The organism is Thiothrix litoralis (genome assembly GCF_017901135.1).
Classification (GTDB): Bacteria; Pseudomonadota; Gammaproteobacteria; order Thiotrichales; family Thiotrichaceae; genus Thiothrix; species Thiothrix litoralis.
Genome location: NZ_CP072801.1, coordinates 4,152,764 through 4,175,554, shown reverse-complemented (window position 1 = coordinate 4,175,554; position 22,791 = coordinate 4,152,764). Strand labels below are relative to the sequence as shown.

22 protein-coding genes are annotated in these 22,791 nt (G+C 53.4%); 7 read left to right on the top strand and 15 right to left on the bottom strand.

Translation table 11 applies throughout. The annotated features are described in order from the left end of the window. The first annotated feature begins 2 nt into the window (after positions 1 to 2). Both feoB and J9253_RS20295 read left to right on the top strand, forming a co-directional pair. The gene (gene feoB, locus J9253_RS20300; RefSeq protein WP_210222620.1) at positions 3 to 2,312 is read left to right on the top strand and encodes a Fe(2+) transporter permease subunit FeoB; all 2,310 of its coding nucleotides are present in this window, start codon (positions 3 to 5) and stop codon (positions 2,310 to 2,312) included. After that, positions 2,269 to 2,535, top strand: a complete 267-nt coding sequence (locus J9253_RS20295) for a FeoC-like transcriptional regulator (RefSeq protein ID WP_210222619.1) — start codon at positions 2,269 to 2,271, stop codon at positions 2,533 to 2,535. Before feoB ends, J9253_RS20295 begins: the two co-directional genes overlap by 44 nt. On the opposite strand, the gene J9253_RS20290 is transcribed toward J9253_RS20295, so the two are convergent. From J9253_RS20290 to gspG, 14 genes are all read right to left on the bottom strand, one after another. Beyond that, complete coding sequence (locus tag J9253_RS20290) at positions 2,532 to 3,437, bottom strand: Lcl domain-containing protein (RefSeq protein WP_210222618.1); 906 nt, start codon at positions 3,435 to 3,437, stop codon at positions 2,532 to 2,534. The genes J9253_RS20295 and J9253_RS20290 overlap by 4 nt on opposite strands. 153 nt (positions 3,438 to 3,590) lie before the next feature. Further along, a complete protein-coding gene (locus J9253_RS20285) occupies positions 3,591 to 4,097 on the bottom strand; it encodes a hypothetical protein (protein ID WP_210222617.1) in 507 nt (168 codons plus the stop codon). Positions 4,098 to 4,543: 446 nt separating this feature from the next. Next, complete coding sequence (locus tag J9253_RS20280) at positions 4,544 to 5,494, bottom strand: FAD:protein FMN transferase (protein WP_228291446.1); 951 nt, start codon at positions 5,492 to 5,494, stop codon at positions 4,544 to 4,546. A gap of 73 nt (positions 5,495 to 5,567) precedes the next feature. Then, positions 5,568 to 7,040 carry a dynamin family protein gene (locus tag J9253_RS20275; protein WP_210222615.1) on the bottom strand — a complete coding sequence of 491 codons (1,473 nt, stop codon included), beginning with the start codon at positions 7,038 to 7,040 and terminating at the stop codon, positions 5,568 to 5,570. A 4-nt stretch (positions 7,041 to 7,044) separates the two neighbouring features. Next, positions 7,045 to 7,830, bottom strand: coding sequence for a methyl-accepting chemotaxis protein (locus J9253_RS20270; RefSeq protein ID WP_210222614.1), 786 nt, complete (start codon positions 7,828 to 7,830; stop codon positions 7,045 to 7,047). A gap of 217 nt (positions 7,831 to 8,047) precedes the next feature. After that, entirely contained in the window at positions 8,048 to 8,668 is a 621-nt protein-coding gene (locus J9253_RS20265; protein WP_210222613.1) for a tetratricopeptide repeat protein, read from the bottom strand. 41 nt (positions 8,669 to 8,709) lie between these two features. Further along, a complete protein-coding gene (locus J9253_RS20260) occupies positions 8,710 to 9,333 on the bottom strand; it encodes a nucleotide-binding protein (RefSeq protein WP_210222612.1) in 624 nt (207 codons plus the stop codon). A gap of 63 nt (positions 9,334 to 9,396) precedes the next feature. Continuing rightward, entirely contained in the window at positions 9,397 to 11,034 is a 1,638-nt protein-coding gene (locus tag J9253_RS20255; RefSeq protein WP_210222611.1) for a hypothetical protein, read from the bottom strand. A gap of 18 nt (positions 11,035 to 11,052) precedes the next feature. Continuing rightward, complete coding sequence (locus J9253_RS20250) at positions 11,053 to 14,769, bottom strand: efflux RND transporter permease subunit (protein WP_210224687.1); 3,717 nt, start codon at positions 14,767 to 14,769, stop codon at positions 11,053 to 11,055. A 41-nt stretch (positions 14,770 to 14,810) separates the two neighbouring features. Further along, complete coding sequence (locus J9253_RS20245; RefSeq protein ID WP_228291444.1) at positions 14,811 to 15,953, bottom strand: efflux RND transporter periplasmic adaptor subunit; 1,143 nt, start codon at positions 15,951 to 15,953, stop codon at positions 14,811 to 14,813. A 107-nt stretch (positions 15,954 to 16,060) separates the two neighbouring features. Further along, entirely contained in the window at positions 16,061 to 16,708 is a 648-nt protein-coding gene (gspJ, locus tag J9253_RS20240; RefSeq protein ID WP_210222610.1) for a type II secretion system minor pseudopilin GspJ, read from the bottom strand. Then, entirely contained in the window at positions 16,705 to 17,097 is a 393-nt protein-coding gene (gene gspI / locus J9253_RS20235; protein WP_210222609.1) for a type II secretion system minor pseudopilin GspI, read from the bottom strand. Before gspI ends, gspJ begins: the two co-directional genes overlap by 4 nt. Further along, the gene (locus J9253_RS20230; RefSeq protein ID WP_210222608.1) at positions 17,097 to 17,627 is read right to left on the bottom strand and encodes a prepilin-type N-terminal cleavage/methylation domain-containing protein; all 531 of its coding nucleotides are present in this window, start codon (positions 17,625 to 17,627) and stop codon (positions 17,097 to 17,099) included. The genes gspI and J9253_RS20230 overlap by 1 nt, the downstream gene beginning before the upstream one ends. Then, the gene (gspG, locus tag J9253_RS20225; RefSeq protein WP_210222607.1) at positions 17,596 to 18,024 is read right to left on the bottom strand and encodes a type II secretion system major pseudopilin GspG; all 429 of its coding nucleotides are present in this window, start codon (positions 18,022 to 18,024) and stop codon (positions 17,596 to 17,598) included. Before gspG ends, J9253_RS20230 begins: the two co-directional genes overlap by 32 nt. A gap of 55 nt (positions 18,025 to 18,079) precedes the next feature. Here gspG and rrtA point away from each other — a divergent pair, with 55 nt between their 5' ends. Together rrtA and J9253_RS20215 are read left to right on the top strand one after the other, a co-directional pair. Beyond that, a complete protein-coding gene (rrtA, locus tag J9253_RS20220) occupies positions 18,080 to 18,679 on the top strand; it encodes a rhombosortase (protein ID WP_210222606.1) in 600 nt (199 codons plus the stop codon). Further along, entirely contained in the window at positions 18,676 to 19,377 is a 702-nt protein-coding gene (locus J9253_RS20215; RefSeq protein ID WP_210222605.1) for a ComF family protein, read from the top strand. Before rrtA ends, J9253_RS20215 begins: the two co-directional genes overlap by 4 nt. Here J9253_RS20215 and J9253_RS20210 read toward each other — a convergent pair. Continuing rightward, complete coding sequence (locus tag J9253_RS20210) at positions 19,349 to 19,807, bottom strand: YaiI/YqxD family protein (RefSeq protein ID WP_210222604.1); 459 nt, start codon at positions 19,805 to 19,807, stop codon at positions 19,349 to 19,351. The genes J9253_RS20215 and J9253_RS20210 overlap by 29 nt on opposite strands. Positions 19,808 to 19,905: 98 nt before the next feature. Here J9253_RS20210 and J9253_RS20205 point away from each other — a divergent pair, with 98 nt between their 5' ends. The 3 genes from J9253_RS20205 to uvrD are packed head-to-tail and all read left to right on the top strand — an operon-like array spanning position 19,906 to position 22,751. Continuing rightward, positions 19,906 to 20,169 (top strand): hypothetical protein, encoded by a 264-nt coding sequence (locus J9253_RS20205; protein WP_210222603.1) that lies wholly within the window; start codon positions 19,906 to 19,908, stop codon positions 20,167 to 20,169. Further along, a complete protein-coding gene (locus J9253_RS20200) occupies positions 20,163 to 20,516 on the top strand; it encodes a type II toxin-antitoxin system PemK/MazF family toxin (RefSeq protein WP_210222602.1) in 354 nt (117 codons plus the stop codon). The genes J9253_RS20205 and J9253_RS20200 overlap by 7 nt, the downstream gene beginning before the upstream one ends. 3 nt (positions 20,517 to 20,519) lie before the next feature. Beyond that, positions 20,520 to 22,751: a DNA helicase II gene (uvrD, locus tag J9253_RS20195; RefSeq protein WP_210222601.1), complete on the top strand. Its 2,232-nt coding sequence runs from the start codon at positions 20,520 to 20,522 to the stop codon at positions 22,749 to 22,751. The last annotated feature ends 40 nt before the right edge of the window (positions 22,752 to 22,791 follow it).

The window sequence follows — 22,791 nt, the reverse complement described above, 5'->3', positions numbered from 1 at the left end:
TCATGGCAAAAGAATGCTGTCACGCCAAGGAAAAACGCTGCCCTAAAGGGGCATTACACCGTGAAATCGCCTTATTGGGCAACCCCAATGCCGGTAAGACCACCCTGTTCAACCTACTGACAGGCTCACGCCAGCGTACCGGCAACTGGCCCGGTGTCACCGTCGAGCGCAAGGAAGGCCAGTGCCGCTTGCTCAACGAAGACCTGCACGTGGTTGACTTACCCGGTACGTATTCGCTTGATTTCAGCGATACGTCTGCTGATGAACGGGTCGCCCGCGATTTCGTGCAGCAAAACCCTGACTTTCTCTACATCAATATTGTTGACGCCAGCACGCTGGAACGTGGCCTATACCTGACCTTGCAATTGCGCGAACTCAATGTCCCTATGCTCGTGTTACTGAACATGATGGACGTGGCGGAACGGCGCGGCATGAAGGTGGATGTGCAAGCCCTGAGTGAACGTCTTGGCTGCCCGGTCATCCCCATCTCCTTGCGTCAGGATAAGGACTTGCATCCGGTTCACCACGCGATTTGCCATTACATCCCCAGCACTTCCACCCTGCATTTTGACATTCCTTACCACAGCAGTGTTGAACAAGCCTTGCTGAGCGTACAAACCGACGACATCAGCCGGGCGGATGCGTTATTTGCCCTGCAAACCTGCAAGACCGAACCCACCATTGCAGCCCTGCACCAGCAAATAGAGGCAGAAACGCACGAAGAGTTCGATTTCCTGCTGGCAGATGGCCGTTTTGACCTCGCCACTCGCATTGCGCGTGAGGCCACCCATGAACGCGGCAAGATCAGCCGCACCCTTTCCGACAAACTCGACCGCTGGGTGCTGGGAAGCTGGACAGGTATCCCCATCTTTTTGGTCATGATGTATTTGCTGTTCCTGTTCAGCATTAACCTTGGTGGGGCTTTCATCGACTTCTTTGACATTGCCCTGCAAACCATTGCAGTGGATGGTGTCCGGCACGTGTTGACAGGTTTCGGTACACCGGAATGGTTGATTACGCTGCTGGCGGATGGCTTGGGCGGCGGCCTGCAAGTCGTGGCGACGTTCATTCCCATTATTGCCGCGCTGTACTTATTCCTTACCCTGCTGGAAGAATCTGGCTACATGGCGCGGGCAGCCTTTGTGATGGATCAGTTCATGCGCAGGCTGGGGGTTTCCGGCAAAGCATTCGTGCCCTTGATCGTGGGCTTCGGTTGTAATGTCCCGTCGATCATGGCGACCCGTACCCTCGATAGCCAGCGGGAACGCATTCTTACCGTACTGATGGCACCGTTTATGTCCTGCGGGGCACGGCTGGCTGTGTATGCGCTGTTCGCGGCGGCCTTCTTTCAGGGTGGCGGGCAGAATATCGTATTCCTGCTGTATCTGGTGGGAATTGCCTTCGCCATCCTCACCGGGCTAATCATGCGCAAAACCTTGTTGCAAGGCGGCGCTGACCATTTCGTGATGGAAATGCCGACGTATCAGCTTCCCGGTTTACGCAATATCCTGATCAATACGTGGAATAAATTGCGCGGCTTCATTGTAGGCGCGGGCAAATTGATCGTGGCAGTGGTGATGGTGATCAACGTCGTGAACAGCGTGGGAACCGATGGTAGCTTTGGCAACCAGAATACTGAGAAATCCGTCCTCAGCGCGACCGCAAAATGGGTGACGCCGGTATTCGCACCGATGGGTATTGAGCAGGATAACTGGCCCGCCACGGTTGGTATTGTCAGTGGTTTGCTGGCGAAAGAAGTTGTAGTCGGCACGCTGGATGCGCTGTATAGCCAAATGGGCACTACCCCAGAAGCAGCGGCAGAAGAAACAGCCAAACCCTTCAGTGTCAGGGCAGGCTTGCAGGAAGCAGTGGCCACCATCCCCGCTAATCTTGGCGATGCGCTGGGTCATGTTGGCGACCCGCTGGGTTTCGGTGCCATTGATGAGCAACAGGATGTCAGTAATGCCACCTTCAGTGCCATGAACCAGTATTTTGACGGTAAGATCGGCGCATTTGCCTACCTGTTGTTCATCCTAATGTATTTTCCGTGTGTGGCGGCAACTGGAGCCATGTACCGTGAAGTCGGGGCACGTTGGGCGACGCTTGGCGTGGCATGGAGTACCGGGCTGGGCTATGGAGCCGCGACCCTGTTCTATCAGCTTGCCACTATCGGCCAACACCCGGTGCAATCATTACTCTGGGTTGTGATCATACTCGGCTGTTTTACGGCATCTATTTATGCGTTTTATCTAGCAGGAGGCAATAAGCATGATGTTGGGGGAAATCCGCGACTACCTGCAACAGCGCGGTAGTGCTAGTCTCAACGATGTAGCGACTCATTTCGACATTACCCCGGATACGGCGCAGTTTGCGCTCAATTACTGGCAGCGCAAAGGCAAAATCCGTGAATTAGCAGCGAGTGCTTGTGGCTCTGGCGGGTGTGGCGGAAAAAGTTGTGGCGGCACCAAGGCCGCCACGAACTACGAATGGGTGAAGCGGGATGTGCCGCTTCAGTGGTTCCCACTCAAATCTTAGTCAGCAATCAAGCGAATGTGATCGTTGATTTGATTAACCATTTGGTGAGACTTAATCTGACCATTCTCTAATTTATTAGAGAAGCTAACTGCTTGACGCGCTGTAGCTTCAGCACCCGTCACAGGCGTAGAAGACCAATAAGCATAGACATACTCGCGCCCGTCAGTATCAGCGGCATCGAAAGCAGTGCTGCCCAAATCGTTATAGATATAAGGCGAAGTCGTTTTACTGCTGTCCATTAACCCTAACAATTCAGCCGATGTAGGCAAACGCCACGTGGTTTTGTTGCACAACCCTTTGCCAGCATTCATCGCATTCACCGCCTGAACATAAGCATCTGTATTACATTTGGTCAGTGTTGAACCAGATCCTGAACATGAGCTAGCCGCAATAAGAGCACCAGAACCAGCAGGTGTGCCAGCCGTAGAACCCACATTAACTCCCCAGAAATAACCATAGTCAACATCGCGGAAATCTGAATTTACAGTATCAGCCGCGTTGGTTTTCACTTCCCAATATTTGTTATCTTTGGAGTCCTTCACACAACCGATCGTTTGCACACCATCTGGAACATAAGCTGCGCCAGTCAGATTTAGCTTAGTAAAGGTTCTTGAGGAGGGCGTTGGCGTTGGCGTCGGCGTCGGCGTCGGCGTTGGCGTTGGCGTTGGCGTTGGCGTTGGCGTTGGCGTTGGCGTTGGCGTCGGCGTCGGCGTTGGCGTCGGCGTCGGCGTCGGCGTCGGCGTTGGCTCAACAGGCGTTGTAGTAGTCGGATCAACAGTCGTCGACGAACTACCACCGCCACACGCTGTCAGCAGGGAAGCTGAAAGCGCTACCGCCAAAAAAATTCTGCTTTTATTTTGACCAAATTCTAGTGTATTAAACTGAGTTGTTAACATAGCCATAATTCTGCCCTATAAGATAAATAAGTTGATGAGTTGCCATTCTGACGCAACAATAATATTTATAGCACAGTACAGAAAGAAAGAGGTTTTTTTTGATATGGACGTAGTATTTTTTATGATGAAGGGGGAGGAAGCCCTCCCCCTCAGCAAAAATTACTTACAAATCAGGCGAACATGACCCGCTAAAGTAGGGTCAACTGCTGGAGCCATGCCAAGAAGACTGATCGCATCAACACTACTACCTGCCGGGATGGAAACCCCATAAGCGACCTGACGATCATCAGTGGAATTGAAGTAGAAACCATCTGCGATCTGATCAGGGAAGAATGCTACTGGAGGAGCATAACCCGTAGTGGTTGGCGTGGTTTTCCCTGCGGTAGGGAAGAAAGTCGAGGGAAAACTAAGGAAAATCATTTCCGCATGGCTAGGCAACCTACAAGCCAATGGACCACAAGGCTTGGTAGCTGCTGCATTCACGGCTGCCGCATAGGCATCAGGCGAACAAACTGCCAATGAACCACCACAAGCACCCGCAGTACCAGCCTTGGCGTAAGTCCAGTCTTTATCACGTAAACCAGCATCATCAGTTTTTACTTCCCAGAAGTTACCCAGAAGTTTGTCCTGCACACACGACCATGAAGTAGCGGAATCATCCAACATTGTGCCAGTGCTATCAAACTTACAGAAGCGGGCATCCGCGCACTTTGCAGCAATTGGAGGCGTTGGCGTTGGCGTTGGCGTTGGCGTTGGCGTTGGCGTTGGCGTTGGCGTTGGCGTTGGCGTTGGCGTTGAACTGACTGCACTGGTAGCAGCATTGCAATCACCATCACAGTCACAGGCACTTAACAGGGAAGCACACAAAACCATGGCCAGAACCAGGCCGCTTGTTTTAATTACCGGGATTTCTTTGGGAGCGAAAATGTCTGACATAGCTATTATCCTAATATATTCTAAACAAAGAAATTTCAGCCATAATGATTGAGGCTAAAAAAGGTTATAGCACAGACCAGAAAAATCGACCGCACATTTTCACAACAATACGATGCCGCTGCAATTTTTTACAATTAAAACAGCCAGCTATAAATAGACCAAAAATCAATCTAATACTACTGATTGCCAGTTAATAGACCGTGAAATCCCACTGTATCGGCTGTTTCAAACCCTTTATCTGTTCGCCAAATAAAATAGGCATTAATGGCATGAGCATCAGCAAAGGCTTTCCCCTTTTGCTCACCCAATGCCATAAACAAGGTAGCGTAAGCATCAGCAAGCGTGGCTTCTGGCGACATCACCGAAACAGAGGCCAGATTATGCGTTACCGGCGCACCCGTTACCGGGTTAAACGTATGCGAATAGCGTTTGCCACCCTGCACAAAAAAGTTACGGTAATCGCCAGAAGTTGCCAAACCTGCATCACGCAGGTTCACCCCGTTCTGAATCACATGATCTTCCTCAACCGGCTTTTCTATGGCAATACGCCAAGCATCACCTCGCGGACTGAGACCACGGGTACGGACTTCACCCGCGATTTCCACCATGTATTCGCTAATACCCAGTGACTCCAGATACAAGCCCGCTTGATCGGCAGCAAAACCATCTGCTACCGAAGCCAGTTCTACCTGAAGATCGGCTTGTGACTTACGCACAGCCGGAGGGTCAAGTCTTACCTGAAGCTTCTGATAACCCACCTTGGCTAGAGCTATGTCAATGTCAGCCTTGGCGGGCACTACATCCTTGCCCGCATCATGCGAGGCAAAACCCCATAGCTTAACCAACGGCTCCACCGTCACATCGTAGACGCCACCGCTCTGCCTGCTAACCTGCAAGGTCAGCTCCAACAGCTTCGCCAATGGTGGTGAAATACTAAACCAATCAGTCCCTTGATAACGGTTGAAGCGAGCTACTTCCGAAGTATCATCCCAAGTCGCCAACAATTGATTGGTATCCGCGAAGGTCTTGCTTAGACCTGCCTGAAGTTCGGGGGCGCTGATAGTAGCGGGTGGGTGCGTCAGGGTAACGTGCCAGAGTGCCGTCCCCTGCATCCCTTCCAGACGCATTGCTGATGGCTGTTTTCCACAAGCGGACAACAGCCATACACCAAGACAAAACACCAACCCCAGGGTTAGCGTTTTATGCTGGAGCACTTGAAGCAGATTTGGCTTTATCACCGGAAGGATTTTTATCACCAGAAGGACTGGTAAAGCGGTCATTCAAATGCTGGACAAAGCGGTCAGTAGTGTGACGAATAGTATCCAAACGTCCACGGGTACGCCTGCCCCACCCTGCAGGTGTAGTCTGAAAAATACTGCGCCAGACTTTGGTACTCTTCAGAAAAGCCGCCGACAGATTACCGTAAGGCTCATCTGTGCCCAATGTAGCAGCAATACGTTTGGCAAGACGGTTACGAACCAGATAATGCAAACCCAACGCTAATAATGCCACAACCGTCATCACCGCCCCCGTTGTCCAGATATTACCAGCCAACGACGAGAGCCACGGCGGGTTAAACAAAAAGCCTTCCCAATATTCAAACTCAATACTCATGGTCAGCAAGACAATCGCCAACAAACCAAACGCAAAGGCATCGGTCATCAACACCTGTTTTTTCCAGCGCTGCAACGCTTGGCGCAAACGTGGTACTGCTTGCTGCTCAATCTCATTGGCCTGCGACTCCATCGCGCCCACAATGCGGTAAACCCGCTCCGTATTCACCCCCTCCACCCGTGCCATAATGCGCGTGTAATCAGCATCGCGCTTGGCGACATAACGCGCCCAGACATTTTCATTCGGCACCGGCACTGCCAGCTTGTCATTGAACAGGATGTGGAAACTACCTGCCGACAAGCCCTGCTGCACCAAGGCTTTTTGCCAGGATGACACAATGTCTTCGAGGTTGTCTTCCCGCGCCGAGGTATCAATCTGATTCAGGATAAACAAGAACTTGCTGCTGTCACTACGACGCATTGCCCCTTTCACCAGATGCTCCAGGGTATCCTGCATCGCACCCGGTTCAGGATGGCGTGCATCGAAAAACACCAGCACCAAGTCAGACAACTCAATAATGTGGTCGGTAATCCGCAAGGTTGCCTTGCGCTGCTCATCTGCGTCAAACCCCGGCGAGTCGATCAGGATTTTGCCACGTAATTTCTCACTGGGAGCAATCTTCATCTGGAGATAACTGTCGATTTTTGCCCCTTCCCCCTTGGACACCTGCTCAATGTCTTCGCTGATCTGGTAAAAAGGGAAGCGTGGGTCACCATCCAGCGCCAAACCCGGCAAAGTACGCACTTGACCATCCGGGCTAAAGGTAATCACCGTAAAACGGTCATCGACCGCTTGATTACCCGTGCGTTGCAAGTCCAGATCCAGAAACGTATTGATAAAGCTGGACTTACCCGCCGAGAATGTTCCCAAAACGGAAATCATCGGCCACCATGAAATCTGGGTAGCATAGGACTCATCACCGGCCAACAAGCCAAGCTTTTTAGCAATCGCATCCAGTTCACGGTACTGGTTAACTGCCTCAACCAGAACCGGATTCTCGCGCTTGAGATGTTCCTGCAACCGTTTGAGGCGTTGCTCCATTCGCTTGGCGGGTGTCATAGTTTTATCCTTTAGTCATCATGGCAACGAACTTGTCGCTTTCCTCTTCCACAGAACTGTGGTCATCTTTGGCTGTTGCCGCATTCGGCTGAACAGGCTGCTGTGCCGCTGCTGGTGGGGCAGGAGCAGTCTCAACGGCGGCAGGCTGTTCCGACATAACCGCCGCAACAGGCGCTGCTAGTTGTGGCTGAGCCACACCGCTTTGTGGCCAAGTATAATAATTATAGTAAGGTGTTGCCGTTGCTGCTGGAGGAGGTACGACATAAGGTGAAGTTTTATCACTTCCGAAAGGGCTAAATTTATTGAACATTTTCATCGGGCCGGAAATATTTTTATTCATACTCCACATATCACGTTGCATGTTATAGGTAGAAACCGCCATATTCTGGGTTGATGCATTCATTTGCTGCATATTGCCCGCCATATCCTGAGTGCTGCTGTTCATGCCCACAATATTATGGGTCATCTCGCTTGTCGATTGCACCAAACTGCCCATTTGTCCGGTCATGGTATCCAAGTTATTCGCCATACGCCCCATATTGGTATCGACAGTCCGGTTCATTTCAGAAATGGTCTCTGTCAACGTATGAACGTCCGTCGTCAAGGACTGAACCAGATAGAAGCCATAAGCAGAAAGAATGATGAAAGCCACCATTGCTGGATAAACAATCATCTGCAAGGTACGAGTTACATTAACCTGGCGTTCCTCAAAATCCTGTAACTCGTCTTCGACATCGTGCAAGTCGTGCTCAATGTCGTTAATCCCTGCGGATTTGTCATTCGTTTTCATACATGGCTCCTGATTTTCCAGCGTGCTGTTTATCTCCTCAAACAACCCGACTGGCTACTGTGAATGCGTGACACGCATTATCCAATGCGCTATTCATAACATGATCTCTAACATAACCTTTGGTATTCCAATTTATTCTTTTTTCTTCTGATATAGCAAGGCAGGTCAAGATTTATGAACCCTGAGCCTGCCAGCTATTCACGGCATACGCGCCGCTTTAGTTTTTCAGGGCAGCATCAATTTGCTTTGCCAGCTCAGGGCTCACCATATCCACATATAACTTCATGTTCAATGCTTCAGTGGTGCGGCCTTGTGCGGCAAGCTGCGGGGCAATCTCAGTAAACAGTGTAGCTGCTTGTTGTGAATTACCTTGCTTCCAGTAAACGTTTGCCAGTTCACCTTTGTACTCAAGGGAGTCCGGGGCTTGTTTGAGTACATCAATGTATAGCGCAATGGCGCGATCCAGTTCGTTAGCCCAATAAGCTTCACGCGCCGCACGCAATAAATCAGTCGGTGTAGTAGCTTGTGCTACTGGAGCCGCTGCTTGTTGAGCCGGAGCTTCTACTACCGGAGCCGCTGCTTCTGCCGCAGGAGCTTCTACTACCGGAGCCGCTGCTTGTTGAGCCGGAGCTTCTACTACCGGAGCCGCTGCTTCTGCCGCAGGAGCTGCTTGGGCATGTTCTCCTGCTACCACTTGGGCTGCATCATGACCGGCGGCGACTTCACCATGTTCATCACCCTGCTTGCTGCTTATACCAAAATTCAACAGTATAGCGACAATTGCGAGCAACCAAGCCAGCATAATCGGATGTTTCATTAACCAACGTAAAATATGCATCTGAATCTCCTTAAAAACCCCAGATTTATTAAAAATAATGTTTAGACCGGATACAAGGCACGTCCCAATGCATCCATTTCCAATGCCGCTTTGGAACGCGGCTCCATTTCAAATACCGCCAAGCCTTCACTGAAGGAACGCCGGTAAGTGGTGCGCATATACAGGCGCGGCTCCAACAACTTAATGCCGGGCAGCATCTGCATCGCCTCAGCGGCTTCACCCGTTTCCCTTACGGCACGATGGGTATCCGCCCGGTTGATAATCCCCAGAATCTCAACGGCACGACCACCACGAATCTCCTCAACCGTTCTCAGGAAACGTTGAGTAGACCATATATCTGCCTGACTGGGTGCAACCGGCACCACAATACGATCAGCTTTACGGATAGACGCCTCAACAGCCGCCATATCTGCCAAGCCCATGTCCACCAGAATTTCAGACGTGTTGTCTTCAGCACCCAAATCGGCAACCGAGGTTCGGGGTACAATCGCAGGCAAGAAACCTTCTTCCTGACGAATGTCAAAAGCGTCAGCCGTGGTCGCCTGCGGATCGAGGTCATACACAATCACATGCTTGTTGTGACGGGTAGCTACCCATAGCGCCAGATTAAAGGTTATGGTGCTTTTGCCGGTTCCCCCTTTGAGGTTGCCAATCAGCGTAATCATTCACGACTCACTTCGTCTGGTTATTCAAAAGCCCACCCGTGAGAAAGGGTGGGCTGTATTATTTTACTTCTGCTCAGGTACTTCTGGCTTAGGCGGCTCTGCGGGTTGCACTGGCACAGCAGGTGCTTCTGGCTGAGCAGGAGCCGCCGGAACTTCGGGTGCTGCAGGTACTTCTGGCTTAGGCGGCTCTGCGGGTTGCACTGGCACAGCAGGTGCTTCTGGCTGAGCAGGAGCCGCCGGAACCTCGGATGCTGCATCTTGGGTTGCTGCTGCGTCCGGTACTACCACCTGAAGCCCCTCGGGTGCAGTTGGAGCTTTTGGCGCTTCGGGAGCTTGTGCTTCAGGGGCTACCGGGGCTTCGGGCGCTTCAGCGGATACCGGGGCTTCGGGTGCTGCCGGAGCTTGTACTTCAGCGGATACCGGGGCTTCGGGCGCTGCCGGAGCTTGTACTTCAGCGGATACCGGGGCTTCGGGCGCTGCCGGAGCTTGTGCTTCAGCGGCTACCCGCGGGGCTTCGGGCGCTACCGGAGCTTGTGCTTCAGCGGCTACCGGGGCTTCGGGCGCTGCCGGAGCTTGTGCTTCAGCGGCTACCGGCGGGGCTTCGGGCGCTACCGGAGCTTGTGCTTCAGCGGCTACCGGGGCTTCGGGCGCTGCCGGGGCTTGTGCTTCAGCGGCTACCGGGGCTTCGGGTGCTGCCGGAGCTTGTGCTTCAGCGGCTACCGGTGCTTCTGGTGCTGCCGGGGCTTGTGCTTCAGCGGCTTCTGGTGCTGCCGGAGCTTGTGCTTCAGCGGCTACCGGGGCTTCTGGTGCTGCCGGGGCTTGTGCTTCAGCGGCTTCTGGTGCTGCCGGAGCTTGTACTTCAGCGGCTACCGGGGCTTCGGGTGCTGCCGGAGCTTGTGCTTCAGCGGCTACCGGGGCTGCCGGGGCTTGTGCTTCAGCGGCTACCGGGGCTTCTGGTGCTGCCGGAGCTTGTGCTTCAGCGGCTACCGGGGCTTCGGGTGCTGCCGGGGCTTGTGCTTCAGCGGCTTCTGGTACTACCGGGGCTTCGGGCGCTGCCGGAGCTTGTGCTTCAGCGGCTACCGGGGCTTCGGGCGCTGCCGGAGCTTGTGCTTCAGCGGCTACCGGGGCTTCGGGCGCTGCCGGAGCTTGTGCTTCAGCGGCTACCGGTGGTGCTTCGGGCGCTACCGGAGCTTGTGCTTCAGCGGCTTCTGGTGCTGCCGGGGCTTGTGCTTCAGCGGCTACCGGGGCTTCGGGTGCTGCCGGAGCTTGCGCTTCAGCGGCTACCGGGGCTTCTGGCGCTTTCGCTTCAGCGGCTACCGGGGCTTCGGGGGCTTCGGGTGTCTTCACCTCAACTGTGTCTGCTGATGCATCGGAAACCGTAGGAACCGCCGGATCTGAAGGAGCTTCAGGTGTTTTAATCTCAGCAGTCGGCGCTGCGGCAGCTTCAGATTTAGCAGGCGCTTCAGGTGCTACCGGCGCTTCGGGTGCTTGCGGTGCTGCTGGTGCAACAGGTGCATTCATCGGGGTATCTGCTGCGGCTGCGGCTGATGCTGCTGCACCTTCAACAATAAATGGCCCCGGTGGTGGTGGTGGTAAATCAGCGCCGTCAGCCCAGACGTTGGCGCTAAACAATACCACGGCAGCAGAAGTAGCTACTGTGGCAACCGCTGTCGCCAGTTGCTTTTTGTTAAATATAATCATGCTAGTCTTCCTTCCAGATTAAATGTCTGTCTTAAGTTTTATGCCCCGTCTGCCTGACGGCTTCTTCCTTTCCTGAACTTCACCAGAAACAGGATGCATATCATCTTGTGGTGTTAACGATTCTTGTTGTATCTCCTCAGTGACCTCTTCCACGGCAGGCGTCGCAGGTTTCTTTTCTGCCACCACCTTGGCAACGGAAGCCGCAGCCTGTGCCTTAGCTTGCTTACGTACAGCTTGCTGCTTTTCGACACCACGTGCCTTGCGCTTTTGCAAGTGCTTACGTCCAGCAGCAAACATGCCGATTATCCCACTGACCAAGCTGGTCAATAAGGATACAAAATAAAGTCCGGTATAGACTACTGCATCCTTGGCAACAGTACCAATACCTTTACCTGAATTCACGGACTGCGCAGCACCCGCCGTACCGGAAGGATGTCCACCTTGCCCGGCTGCGCCGCCACCATTTCCACCGGGGGAACCGCCCAGTGAATCACCCGCACTGATACAGCCCAACGGAATAATCAGCAGGGTAAGCAGGGTTGCCACCGCACCACCGAAGATCAGCGATACCGCCATCCCCTGAAAAATGGGGTCAGACAGGATAACCATCGAACCACCAAACAGCGCGAGGGCAGTAATGATGATTGGACGGGTACGCGCCTCACATGAGCGGATAACTGCTTCCAGCACCGTTTCGCCATTGACCACCGCCTCACGGGCGAAGTCTACCAACAAGATGGAGTTACGCACGATAATCCCCGCCAGCGCGATGAAACCAATCATCGACGTGGCGGTGAATTCGGCATCCATCAACCAATGCCCCGGCACAATCCCGATCAAGGTCAGTGGGATCGGTGCCATAATAATCGCTGGCAAGGTAAAGTTTCCAAATTGTGCCACGATCAGCATGTAAATCAATACCAGTGCAGCGGCGAACGCAATCCCCATGTCGCGGAAGGTTTCCCACGTTACTGTCCACTCACCGCCCCATTCAAAGGCAGACTTGCTCTCGACATCTTGCGGTGACTTCAACCAGTAGGCTTCATCCAGTAAGCGCGTACCATCAGGTGTTATGTAACCCTTGCCATCATTGGCATCTGCCAGCAGTTTTTCCACTTGCCCCTGACCGTAAACCGGTGCTGCCAAACGCCCGACCGTTTCAGCAGTGACGTATTCGACTGCACGCAGATCCTTGCGGTAAATTGGCTTGTCCTGCTTATCGAACACAAACGTGCCGAGTTCATGCAGCGGCACAAACTGCCCTATGTGATTGGTCACGGGCAATTGTGACAGTCGGTAAATCTGGGAACGGGCACTCAACGGTACTTGCATCACAATACGGGTTGGATCAATCAAGGCATTTTTCTTGATGTCGCCCAGAATGTAGCCACCCATTGCCATTTCCAACGTGCGGTTAACATCTTCCGCCGTGATGCCGTTACGTTGCGCCTTATCAGAGTCGACGATGAAACGCAGGATTTCATGATCCTCTTCCATCAAGTTATCAACATCATCGAGGTTTTCAGCCTGCGCAAAGAATTTGGTCATATCGGCAGCAACCTGACGGCGGGTATTCGCATCAGGGCCATAGATTTCGGCCACCACGGACTGCAATACCGGCGGGCCTGGTGGCATTTCCACCACTTGCAACTTACCGCCCGAATTTTTCAGCAACGGTTGCAATAAGGCACGCGCCTCGACCGCAATCTGGTGACTGGTACGCTTACGGTCATGCTTATCCGTCAGTTGCACCTGAATATCGGCCTGCCATGCCTCTTGGCGCAAGTAGTAATGGCGCACCAAACCGTTAAAGTTAAACGGCGAGGCAGTCCCTGTGTAGGTTTGCAACGCAGTCACTTCCGGGATTTCTTTCAGCTTGGCTGCCATTGAATGCAGCATGTTAGCCGTCACGGGCAGTGCCGTGCCTTCCGGCATATTCAACACCACGTTGAATTCCGGCTTGTTATCCAGCGGCAGCATTTTTACCCGCACTGATTTGAGCGGATAGAACAGCAGCATGAAAGCGAAGAACACGATAATGATCCCAAACAGGAAGGCGTAGCCTTTTTTCTTGTTCGTCACCAAGGGCACAATCAGGCCACGGAACAGTTTTTCCATCCGCGCTGCTTGCTTGTGTTCCTTTTCTGCTGCCTCATGCAGGCTTTTCAGGGAAGGCTTGAAACGGTTGGTCAACCACGGCGTAAACGCAAACGCGGCAAACAAGGAGATCACCATTGCCACCGACCCCAACACCGGGATAGGTAACATATACGGCCCCATCATGCCGCTGACGAAACCCATTGGCAACAAGGCCGCAATAACTGTACCCGTTGCCAGAATGGTCGGGTTACCCACTTCACGTACCGCATCCACTGCCGTTTCAACGTCGGTGTCTTCGGTCAACAACCAGCGTCGGTAAATATTTTCCACCACCACGATGGCATCATCCACCAGAATACCAATGGAGAAAATCAGGGCGAACAAACTCACCCGGTCAATCGTCATCCCCATCAGCCACGCCGAAAACACCGTCGTGGTAATAACCGCTGGAATAACGATCAATACCACCCCTGCCGCACGCAAGCCGAGGAAGAACCAGACCAGTATCGTCACAATGCCGGTTGCCACGAACAGTTTGAAAATCAACTCATCAACTTTGGCTTTGGCTGTTGCACCGTAGTTACGGGTCACCGCGACGTGGACATTATCGGGAATAATCCGGCCTTTGAGGGTATCCAGTTTCCTCAGCACTTCGCTGGCAACATCCACCCCATTCGTGCCGTGTTTTTTGGCAATCGCTAAGGTAACAGCCGGGGCATTATCAGCTTTCTCTTCCCCTTCAGTGCCCGCAGACCCAGAGTAATAACCCACTGAACGCCCAGCATCACTGGGCTCTTCCGTCACGGTTGCCACATCACGCACGTAAACCGGACGCCCGTCAATCACCGCCACCATCAAGCGTTTGACATCTTCACCAGAACTCAGGAAAGCACCACTGTAGACCCGGAACACCCGCGCATCAGGCTCCACTGACCCGGTATTGCGCTCGGAATTGGCCATGCGGATGGCATTCGCCACCTGCTCCAGCGACACGCCAAACGTCGCCAAACGTTCGGGCAGGATTTCCACCTTCAACTGGTCATGACGACCGTCGACGATAAAACTCTGGCTGGTATTGTTTACTTCACGCAGGCTCTGCAAGACATCCAGCCCCACCAGCCGCAAATTGGCATCATCGACCTGATTTGACCACAGGGTCAGGGTCACCAAGGGAACGTCATCCGCTCCTTTCGGCTTGACCAGCGGCTCTTGCACCCCGATAGGCATACGGTCTTTATTGGAAGCCAGCTTGTCATACAGCTTGACCAGCGATTGTTCCAACTGCTGACCAACAATGAACTGTACTGTCACCATCGACTGTTCGCGGGCGGAATAGGAGTAAACGTGGTCTACCCCGGTCATTTCCGACATGATGCTTTCCAGCGGACGGGAAATGAGGTTTTCCACCTCCTGTGCGGAGGCACCGGGGTAACGCACAAAAATATCCACCATCGGCACGGAAATCTGCGGATCTTCCTGACGAGGCGTTACCCACATCCCCAAAATACCGACCGCAAAAAACGCTAGCAGCAACAGCAATGACAGCGGGGAAGTAATGAAGGCTTTGGCCATGGAACCCGCCATGCCCAAATGATGCTGGTGGGGGCTGGGTGCGTTGTGCGGAGAGTCATTCATCATTACTTACGTTCCTTGCGGGGGAAATCATATTCACATATTTATTCTGCATGAGGCATCCAACCAGAAGAAGCAGTGCTGGGCGGATTATCAATAACACGCTCATCATCACTCAAACCGGAAACCACTTCTACTTTACCATCCTCTTGCTCTGCGCCGAGCCTCACCAAGCGCAATTCCGAGGTATTATTATTAGTCACAACCAGTACGCTAGGCAGGCTACGCCCCCTGAGCAATGCCGTTTCCGGGATGACGACCACCTTGGCATCACCCTGCCTAGATTCGGGCAGATAGACTTCGGCATACATTCCCGGTGCTGCGACTGCATCCACCGGCAGATCAAATTTCACCGTAACCGTATGGCGGCTGGGATCAGCCACCGGGTAAATCTGGGTGATTTTCACCATCGTGGTAGCATCACTGTCAATCTTGGCAGGGACAATCATGCCAACGCTCAAATTACTCACTAACCCTGACGGCACATCGGCCTGCAAGCGCTTGTACTTGACGTAACCGTATTTGATCAAAGGCTGACCGGGCTGGACAGTATCGCCCACCTCCACCATTTTTTCCAGCACGATACCCTCAAAAGGAGCCACCGACTTGGCATCACGCAAAGCCGCATCAATTTCCTGCAATTGCGACATCGCCTGCTGCAAATTGCTCTGCGCCTGCGACACCCCTGTCGCGCTGCTCATCAAGTCGCCATAACGCCCCATATCAGAGTCATAATTGCCCATCATGGAATTCGCGAACGGCTGCACCATGTTCATGTCAAACATCGCGGGCAAGCCAAAACCGGGCATTGCACCAATATCCTTACTACGGGGGGACACCAACTCGCGGGTATATTGCGCCTGAGAATTCCGCACGGAAGCCTGGGCAATGGAAATCTGCGCCAGAATAGCATTACGCTTGGCCATCAACTGCGATTCATCTATCTGAATAATCACATCACCCTGACGAAAACCGGAACCCGCTTCGCCCGCAACAAACTTGACCGCCCCCGGAATCTGGGCGGATAACGTAACTTCCTTATACGGAATAACCGTGCTTCCCAGCACAGAACGTGACAGTGACTGAACAGTTTCCACCCTGACAATCTCAGCGCAATGCACAGCAGGCAGCCAGCCAATACTCCACAGCATTAGCAGCGCCCTCAGTGTATTTTTTCTTATACTCATCGGTGTTCAGTTTTCCTCGAAGCGGCGTGACGCCGAAAGGCGTGGCAGAACTATATCGTTTAAATCCATCAAATTCCAGTCGCTCGCCGTAGAGCATTAGCAAGTCCTTATAAATATACTGTGAAAACTCGCCGGATGTCCCCAAAGCGTTTATGCTTCAGGGAAAGCTCCACCGCCACCAACATTGACCGATCCTTGGGCAAGTCATCCTTGAAGTCCCCACCCCGCGTCGCCATAAACCGAAAACGTGGCTCTCCTTCCACACCCTCCAGCAATACCAGTGAAACTGGCTCCTCTGCCTCCACATGATCCACCAGATTCCACGTCTGGCGTAACAGTTTGCCATTTTCCAGCACGTAACGCACCCGTTGCAAGCCGCTGCGCATCAGCCCGGAAGAACGCAACTGCCACGCCACATCCGGGTTGCCGCCACGGGTAAACGCCAGTAATACCCCGATCTCATCAGGCTGGGTAATACTGTTATTCTCACGCTGCTCGACACCAGTACTCACCGCGCTATTCAGCGTGCTATTCGTCGGGCGTAACCAGGCAAGCTGGTGCATATCCCGTTCCACAAATACCAGCGCCCGTTGCAATTGCTGGAATTCAACCTGCGGCTGTTCCACCTGCCTGCTCGTATCCATCAGCACACCCACTGACTGGTACGCCAAGCTAATCATCAAGGAAAAAATCGCCAAGGAAATCATCAGCTCAACCAGTGTGAAACCGTGTGAGCGTTGCAGCGCATACCTCATAACCCGTTCCTCTGCTTAGGCTGCGGATTCGCCACATAAGCCAACTCAACCGCCAAGATTTGCTTTTCCTGCCCTTCACGGAACACGCTGACTTTCACCTTGCGCAAGTCGACATCAGGCGTCGCCAGGATTTCCTGCCGCCACTGCCAAGGCACATCACCCATCTCCAGCTTGCCTTCCGTCTTGCCAATCGCAGGAAAGCCCTTACTGGTCTGCACCACCGCAAGCTGGTTAAACGCTACCCAACGCGCCAAGGTAGTGTCTTTCATGCGATTATAGCTGGCAATATCACCACTACTGGTTTCCACGCTCACCGTGATCACCAAGCCCAGCAATAGCAAGGCAAACATAATTTCGATCAGGTTGAAGCCTTGCTGCTGCCGCATCATCAACCAGACTCCGCTGCCATATCGACCAAACGGCCTACGTTGTCGAACTTGAGCACACTGTCGCGCTCATCCTTATCTCGCAAATGCCACTCAAACGGCATCATCTCCCCCGTAGGTAAAATGAATACTTGCGGCTGAATATCCTTGTTTTTGGGCAAACTCACCGCCTGCCCTTGCAGGTAAAGCACCGGCTCATACTGCCCGACCCACTCATAGGTCTTCAACAAGCCATCTTTCTCGACAGGTTCCCACTGAAGCCGATCATTCTGGGTAAAAAAGGCATAGCCGGTTTCCCCAAAGCCCAAGGCCAGCGCTTGGGAACGCACGATGCTTTCATCCTGCGCCATCGCCACGCGCTCACGCAAACGCGCCACTTCCTCATTCAGCGGATCGGAAACCGACAGGTTCAACATCGAACCTGCCAGCGAGTACAAGATGCCGATCACCATGATCACGATCATCATTTCCAGCAGGGAAAAACCCCGCAGCGTACCCGGTTTACTGTTCGAGTTGCCAGCTACCGACGTCATCTTCTGTGCCTTCACGTTTATCCGGCCCAATGCTGTAAATGTCGATTTCGCCACCGCGCGTACCCGGATTCAGGTAACGGTAGTCGTTGCCCCACGGGTCTTTCGGCAACGCCTTCATGTATTGACGCCAGCGCGGTGCATTGCCAGGGTTCGTGATCAACGCACTCAACGCCCCGGAAGCCGGGAACGTGCCATTATCAGCGCGGTACATTTCCAGCTTGATTTTCAGGTCGCCCACTTCTTTTTTGGCTTTGAGGTTTTGTGCATCCCCCATCACATTCAGGTTACTGAATACCAACCCCAACAAGATGCCGATAATCACAATCACGATCATCAATTCCGTCAAGGAAAACCCCGCCTGCCCCGGCTGATGCCGTGCCGCTTTACTCATACTCATGCACTTTATCCTCTAAACAAGATTTCATCCCAACGATTCTGGCATACTGTCAGCCATGTTGCACACCAGAGAATCCACTACTTTGCCCGGCAAATATCTTAACACCTGCTTCATCGCCATTATGGGTACGGCATTGCTGCCATTATTACAGTTTTTTCATGATCAATTGTATTATCAACGCCACCTGATCGAAGCCAGTGAAATCTGGCGTCTTTGGACGGGCAGCTTGGTACACACCAACCATTGGCATCTGGCACTTAACCTCGCCGGAACCTGGCTGCTGGTCTTCATCGCCCCCTCAACCGACAGCAAACCCATGCAATTATTGCAGATCGTTTGGCTGGCCACCTGCGTTGGCCTTGGGTTGTGGCTCCTGAGTCCGGGCGTCATCTGGTATGTAGGCTTTTCCAGCATCCTCTACGGCTTATTCATGCTTGCGGGCATCCGTCTATTATTCCAGAAAGACTGGCTGATGGCTGCCCTCATCCTGTTGGGTATTGGGGGCAAAACCCTGTGGGACTGGCAGCAAGGTGGCATTTCCCCGTCTGCCGAACTGATCGACGCCCCGGTTATCTATGCTGCCCACCTGTACGGCATGAGTGGCGGCATTCTGTTGGGCATTGCCTCCCTCTTCCAAAAGCAGCTCAAACCATGAAAGCCGCCGCCGTTTGGCAAGCCTTGCAGCAAACCCTCACGCCCAACTGCGCCTTTTGTGGCTTGCCACGCATCGTGGGCTACCCGCTATGCACCCATTGCCACGAAGATTTGCCGTGGTTGCCGCCAGAACAAAACTTACCCCTACCCGGCGGTTGCCCCGCCAGCGTAAGCGCATTTGCTTACCAGCCCCCGATCAGCAGCTTGTTACTCAGTATCAAGTTTGGTAAAAACCTGCGCGAACTCGCCACCTTGGGTGAATTAACCGCGACAGGTATCCTGCCGCAACTAGCGAAAGTACCCGATGCCATCCTGCCCGTACCCTTGCACAATGCCCGCTTACACAAACGCGGTTTCAATCAGGCACTGGAACTGGCTCGCCCGCTGGCAAAACAACTGGGTATCCCACTGCTGACCCGCACCATTACCCGCAGCAAAGCCACCCTGCCACAAACCGAACTCGATTCCAGCCAACGTCAACACAACTTGCAACAGGCGTTTCAGTTCCACACCGCTGCCCCCTATCGGCACATCGCCATTTTCGATGATGTCATCACCACCGGGGCAACGGCTCGCGAACTGGCTGCCTTATTGCTTGCCAACGGCATCGAACAGGTCGAAATCTGGTCATGCGCCCGTACCATTTTGCGCAGCAAAGCGGAGGCTGACACTACGCCTTCTTTTGCGCATACCGGGTAAGGAAACGGTCAAGCTGGTTAGCAAACGCCTGCCGATCACTCTGATTCAGTGCCGGAGGCCCCCCCGTCACCATGCCGCTGCTACGCATTTCTTCCATCGCATTACGGATGCGCAACCGTTCGCGAATATTTTCCGGGGTGTAAAACTGCCCACGCGGATTCAGCGCATGGCCTTGCTTTTCGATCACCTCGGCTGCCAGCGGAATATCCGCAGTGATCACCAAATCGCCTGCCTCCAGATCCTGCACAATGCGGTTATCCGCCACATCGAATCCGGCAGGTACTTGAATCGTTTTGATGTACAACGATGGTGGAATGCGTAACGGCTGGTTTGCCACCAAAGTAGTACGAATTTGTAGCCGTTCGGCAGCGCGAAACAGGATTTCCTTGATCACATTGGGGCAAGCATCGGCATCAACCCAGATTTGCATAGCAGTTCCTTGGAAAGCAGTATTTCCCATAGTATTGACATCAGTATAACCAACGTCAATACTATCAGCAGAATTTGCCCCTTTTAGCAGGTGTCACCATGTCCACCAGTATCAAAACTGCCATTTCCATCCAGCAAGATTTATTCGACACCATCAATCAACTGGCGCAAGAACTGCACATTTCCCGCAGCAAGTTGTTCGTGATGGCAATGGAAGATTTCATCGAAAAAAACAAAAATCGTAAGTTGTTAGCACAAATCAACGCCGCTCATGGCAATGACACTCCCGATGCTGAAGAGGCACAAGTCCAGCAACAGATGAAGCAAAAACAGCTCAAGAATCTTGAGACTGAAGCATGGTAATCAAACAAGGGGAGATTTACTGGGTCGACCTAGGGGAACCGAGCGGATCAGAACCAGGCTATCGACACCCCCATATTGTGCTGCAAAATGATGTATTTAATGCCAGCATGATCAACACCGTTGTCGTTTGTTCCCTGACATCCAACCTGAAACGCGCACAATCACCCGGCAATGTATTGCTGAATAAGGGCGAAGCCAATCTGTCGAAAGCCAGTGTGGTGAATGTTTCCCAAATCTACACCCTCAACAAACATGACCTGACTGAAAAGATTGGTAAAGTATCAGTCGAGCGGATGCAGGAAGTCATTGCAGGCGTCCAACTCCTGATCGAAAGGAAAATACTGTAAATAATGGATATATCACCGCTGCTCAACCCCCTAAACACCCAGCAACGCGAAGCCGTTTCTGCGCCCCCCGTCCCCATTCTGGTACTGGCGGGTGCGGGCAGTGGCAAGACCCGCGTGCTGGTACACCGCATCGCTTGGCTGATTGAAGTCGAAAATGTTTCACCGCTCAGCATCCTCGCCGTGACCTTCACCAATAAAGCCGCCAACGAAATGCGCGGGCGCATCCAAGACTTGCTGCAAGTACCCAGCGGCGGCATGTGGGTCGGCACGTTCCACGGTCTGTCGCACCGTCTGCTGCGCCTGCACTGGCAGCAAGCAAAACTCCCCCAAACCTTCCAGATACTCGATTCCGAAGACCAGTTGCGCATGGTCAAACGCATCCTCAAGGCGCTGGAACTGGATGAAACCCGCTTCCCGCCGCGTCAGGTTGCCAGCTTCATCAATGCTCGCAAGGATGAAGGTTCACGCCCGCACCATATCGAAGACAAAGGCGATTTCAATCAGCGCCAACTGGTACGCATTTACACGGTCTACGAAGAAAACTGCCAGCGCAATGGCGTGGTCGATTTCGCCGAATTGCTGCTACGCTCGCTGGAACTGCTGCGTGACAACCCGGAATTGCAACTGCATTACCGCAAGCGTTTCCGCCACATTCTGGTCGACGAATTTCAGGATACCAATGCCCTGCAATACGCTTGGCTGCGCCTGTTGGCAGGCGATGAAAACCCGGTATTCGCCGTCGGCGATGACGACCAGTCGATTTACGGCTGGCGTGGTGCGAAGATCGAAAATATCCGCAATTTCACCAAACATTTCCCACGCTGCGAAACCATCCGCCTCGAACAGAATTACCGTTCCACCGCCAATATCCTCAAAGCCGCCAACGCCCTGATCGACAATAACCGTGGGCGCTTGGGCAAAAAACTCTGGACGGACGGCAAGGATGGCGAACGCCTGCACCTGTACGCCGCCTTCAACGAAATCGACGAAGCGCGTTTCATCGCCGGGCGCATCCAAAAATGGCAGGAACAGGGCGGAATGCGTCGCGATATAGCCATTCTGTACCGCTCCAATGCCCAGTCGCGCGTGTTTGAAAGCACCTTCAACGAAAACCGCATTCCCTACCGGGTGTACGGCGGCTTACGCTTCTTCGAGCGGGCTGAAATCAAGGATGCGCTGGCCTATTTACGCCTCACCGCCAACCATCAGGATGACGCGTCGTTTGAACGCATCGTCAACCACCCGCCACGCGGCATCGGCGAACGCACCATCGACATCCTGCGCAGCCACGCCCGTGCCATGAATGTTTCCCTGTGGGAAGCCGCCCAGCAAGTCGCTGATATTGGTGAATTTACCCCGCGTGCCGCCAATAGCGTGTCAGGTTTCGTCCAACTCATCCAGCGCATGGCAAGCGACATCAACAGCCTGCCCCTCAGGGAACAAGTTGAAATCGTCATCGACCTTGCCACGCTAAAACCGCATTTCCTCGCCAAGGAAAAAGGCGAAGCAGGCCAAACACGGGTCGACAACCTCAGCGAACTGATCACCGCCGCGCAAGGCTTCGATTTGAACACCCTCAACCGCCCCCTGAGCGAAGGTCAAGAAGACCCACCAGAAATGGACGAGCTTTCCGCCTTCCTGTCACACGCAGCATTAGAAGCCGGTGAAGGCCAAGGCGAAGCGGGCGAAGATTGCGTGCAAATGATGACCCTGCATTCCGCCAAAGGCTTGGAATTCCCGCTGGTTTTCCTGACTGGACTGGAAGAAGGCTTGTTCCCGCACCTGATGTCCGCCGATGACCCGGCACGGCTGGAAGAAGAGCGCCGCCTCTGCTACGTCGGTATTACCCGCGCCGAAAAAGAACTGGTGATGACTTACGCCGAGCAGCGCCAGTTGCACGGGCGCACGCAATTCAACCCGCCGTCCCGCTTCCTGCGCGAACTGCCGGAGGAACTGGTGGAAGAAGTGCGTCCCAAGGTCAAAACCTACAGCACCGGCTTTAGCGGTGGTGGTCATTACCGCCCCTCAGCGCCCGCCCCCAAACCGGTAACCCGCACCACCCATTTCAACGAAACGGGTTATCGTGTCGGGCAGCGAGTGCGTCACGCCAAGTTTGGGGATGGCGTCATTACCGATTCAGAGGGTGCAGGTGTCCATTCGCGGGTACAGGTAAACTTCAAAAGTGCCGGGGTGAAATGGCTGGTGCTGGGGTATGCCAATCTGGAAAAATGGTAACGCTCACAGGGGATCATTGACATCCTCCCCTCCCTGAAGG

What these genes read in the sequence shown, in the direction of transcription:
- J9253_RS20290 (WP_210222618.1), bottom strand. Translation starts at nt 3,437, where the DNA reads ATGGCTATGTTAACAACTCAGTTTAATACACTAGAATTTGGTCAAAAT.
- J9253_RS20205 (WP_210222603.1), top strand. Translation starts at nt 19,906, where the DNA reads ATGTCCACCAGTATCAAAACTGCCATTTCCATCCAGCAAGATTTATTC.
- J9253_RS20210 (WP_210222604.1), bottom strand. Translation starts at nt 19,807, where the DNA reads ATGCAAATCTGGGTTGATGCCGATGCTTGCCCCAATGTGATCAAGGAA.
- J9253_RS20295 (WP_210222619.1), top strand. Translation starts at nt 2,269, where the DNA reads ATGATGTTGGGGGAAATCCGCGACTACCTGCAACAGCGCGGTAGTGCT.
- gspJ (WP_210222610.1), bottom strand. Translation starts at nt 16,708, where the DNA reads ATGAGGTATGCGCTGCAACGCTCACACGGTTTCACACTGGTTGAGCTG.
- J9253_RS20200 (WP_210222602.1), top strand. Translation starts at nt 20,163, where the DNA reads ATGGTAATCAAACAAGGGGAGATTTACTGGGTCGACCTAGGGGAACCG.
- J9253_RS20275 (WP_210222615.1), bottom strand. Translation starts at nt 7,040, where the DNA reads ATGACACCCGCCAAGCGAATGGAGCAACGCCTCAAACGGTTGCAGGAA.
- gspG (WP_210222607.1), bottom strand. Translation starts at nt 18,024, where the DNA reads ATGAGTATGAGTAAAGCGGCACGGCATCAGCCGGGGCAGGCGGGGTTT.
- J9253_RS20260 (WP_210222612.1), bottom strand. Translation starts at nt 9,333, where the DNA reads ATGATTACGCTGATTGGCAACCTCAAAGGGGGAACCGGCAAAAGCACC.
- J9253_RS20245 (WP_228291444.1), bottom strand. Translation starts at nt 15,953, where the DNA reads ATGAGTATAAGAAAAAATACACTGAGGGCGCTGCTAATGCTGTGGAGT.
- J9253_RS20255 (WP_210222611.1), bottom strand. Translation starts at nt 11,034, where the DNA reads ATGATTATATTTAACAAAAAGCAACTGGCGACAGCGGTTGCCACAGTA.
- feoB (WP_210222620.1), top strand. Translation starts at nt 3, where the DNA reads ATGGCAAAAGAATGCTGTCACGCCAAGGAAAAACGCTGCCCTAAAGGG.
- gspI (WP_210222609.1), bottom strand. Translation starts at nt 17,097, where the DNA reads ATGATGCGGCAGCAGCAAGGCTTCAACCTGATCGAAATTATGTTTGCC.
- J9253_RS20250 (WP_210224687.1), bottom strand. Translation starts at nt 14,769, where the DNA reads ATGAATGACTCTCCGCACAACGCACCCAGCCCCCACCAGCATCATTTG.
- J9253_RS20230 (WP_210222608.1), bottom strand. Translation starts at nt 17,627, where the DNA reads ATGACGTCGGTAGCTGGCAACTCGAACAGTAAACCGGGTACGCTGCGG.
- J9253_RS20265 (WP_210222613.1), bottom strand. Translation starts at nt 8,668, where the DNA reads ATGCATATTTTACGTTGGTTAATGAAACATCCGATTATGCTGGCTTGG.
- rrtA (WP_210222606.1), top strand. Translation starts at nt 18,080, where the DNA reads ATGTTGCACACCAGAGAATCCACTACTTTGCCCGGCAAATATCTTAAC.
- J9253_RS20215 (WP_210222605.1), top strand. Translation starts at nt 18,676, where the DNA reads ATGAAAGCCGCCGCCGTTTGGCAAGCCTTGCAGCAAACCCTCACGCCC.
- J9253_RS20280 (WP_228291446.1), bottom strand. Translation starts at nt 5,494, where the DNA reads ATGCGTCTGGAAGGGATGCAGGGGACGGCACTCTGGCACGTTACCCTG.
- uvrD (WP_210222601.1), top strand. Translation starts at nt 20,520, where the DNA reads ATGGATATATCACCGCTGCTCAACCCCCTAAACACCCAGCAACGCGAA.
- J9253_RS20285 (WP_210222617.1), bottom strand. Translation starts at nt 4,097, where the DNA reads ATGTTGGATGATTCCGCTACTTCATGGTCGTGTGTGCAGGACAAACTT.
- J9253_RS20270 (WP_210222614.1), bottom strand. Translation starts at nt 7,830, where the DNA reads ATGAAAACGAATGACAAATCCGCAGGGATTAACGACATTGAGCACGAC.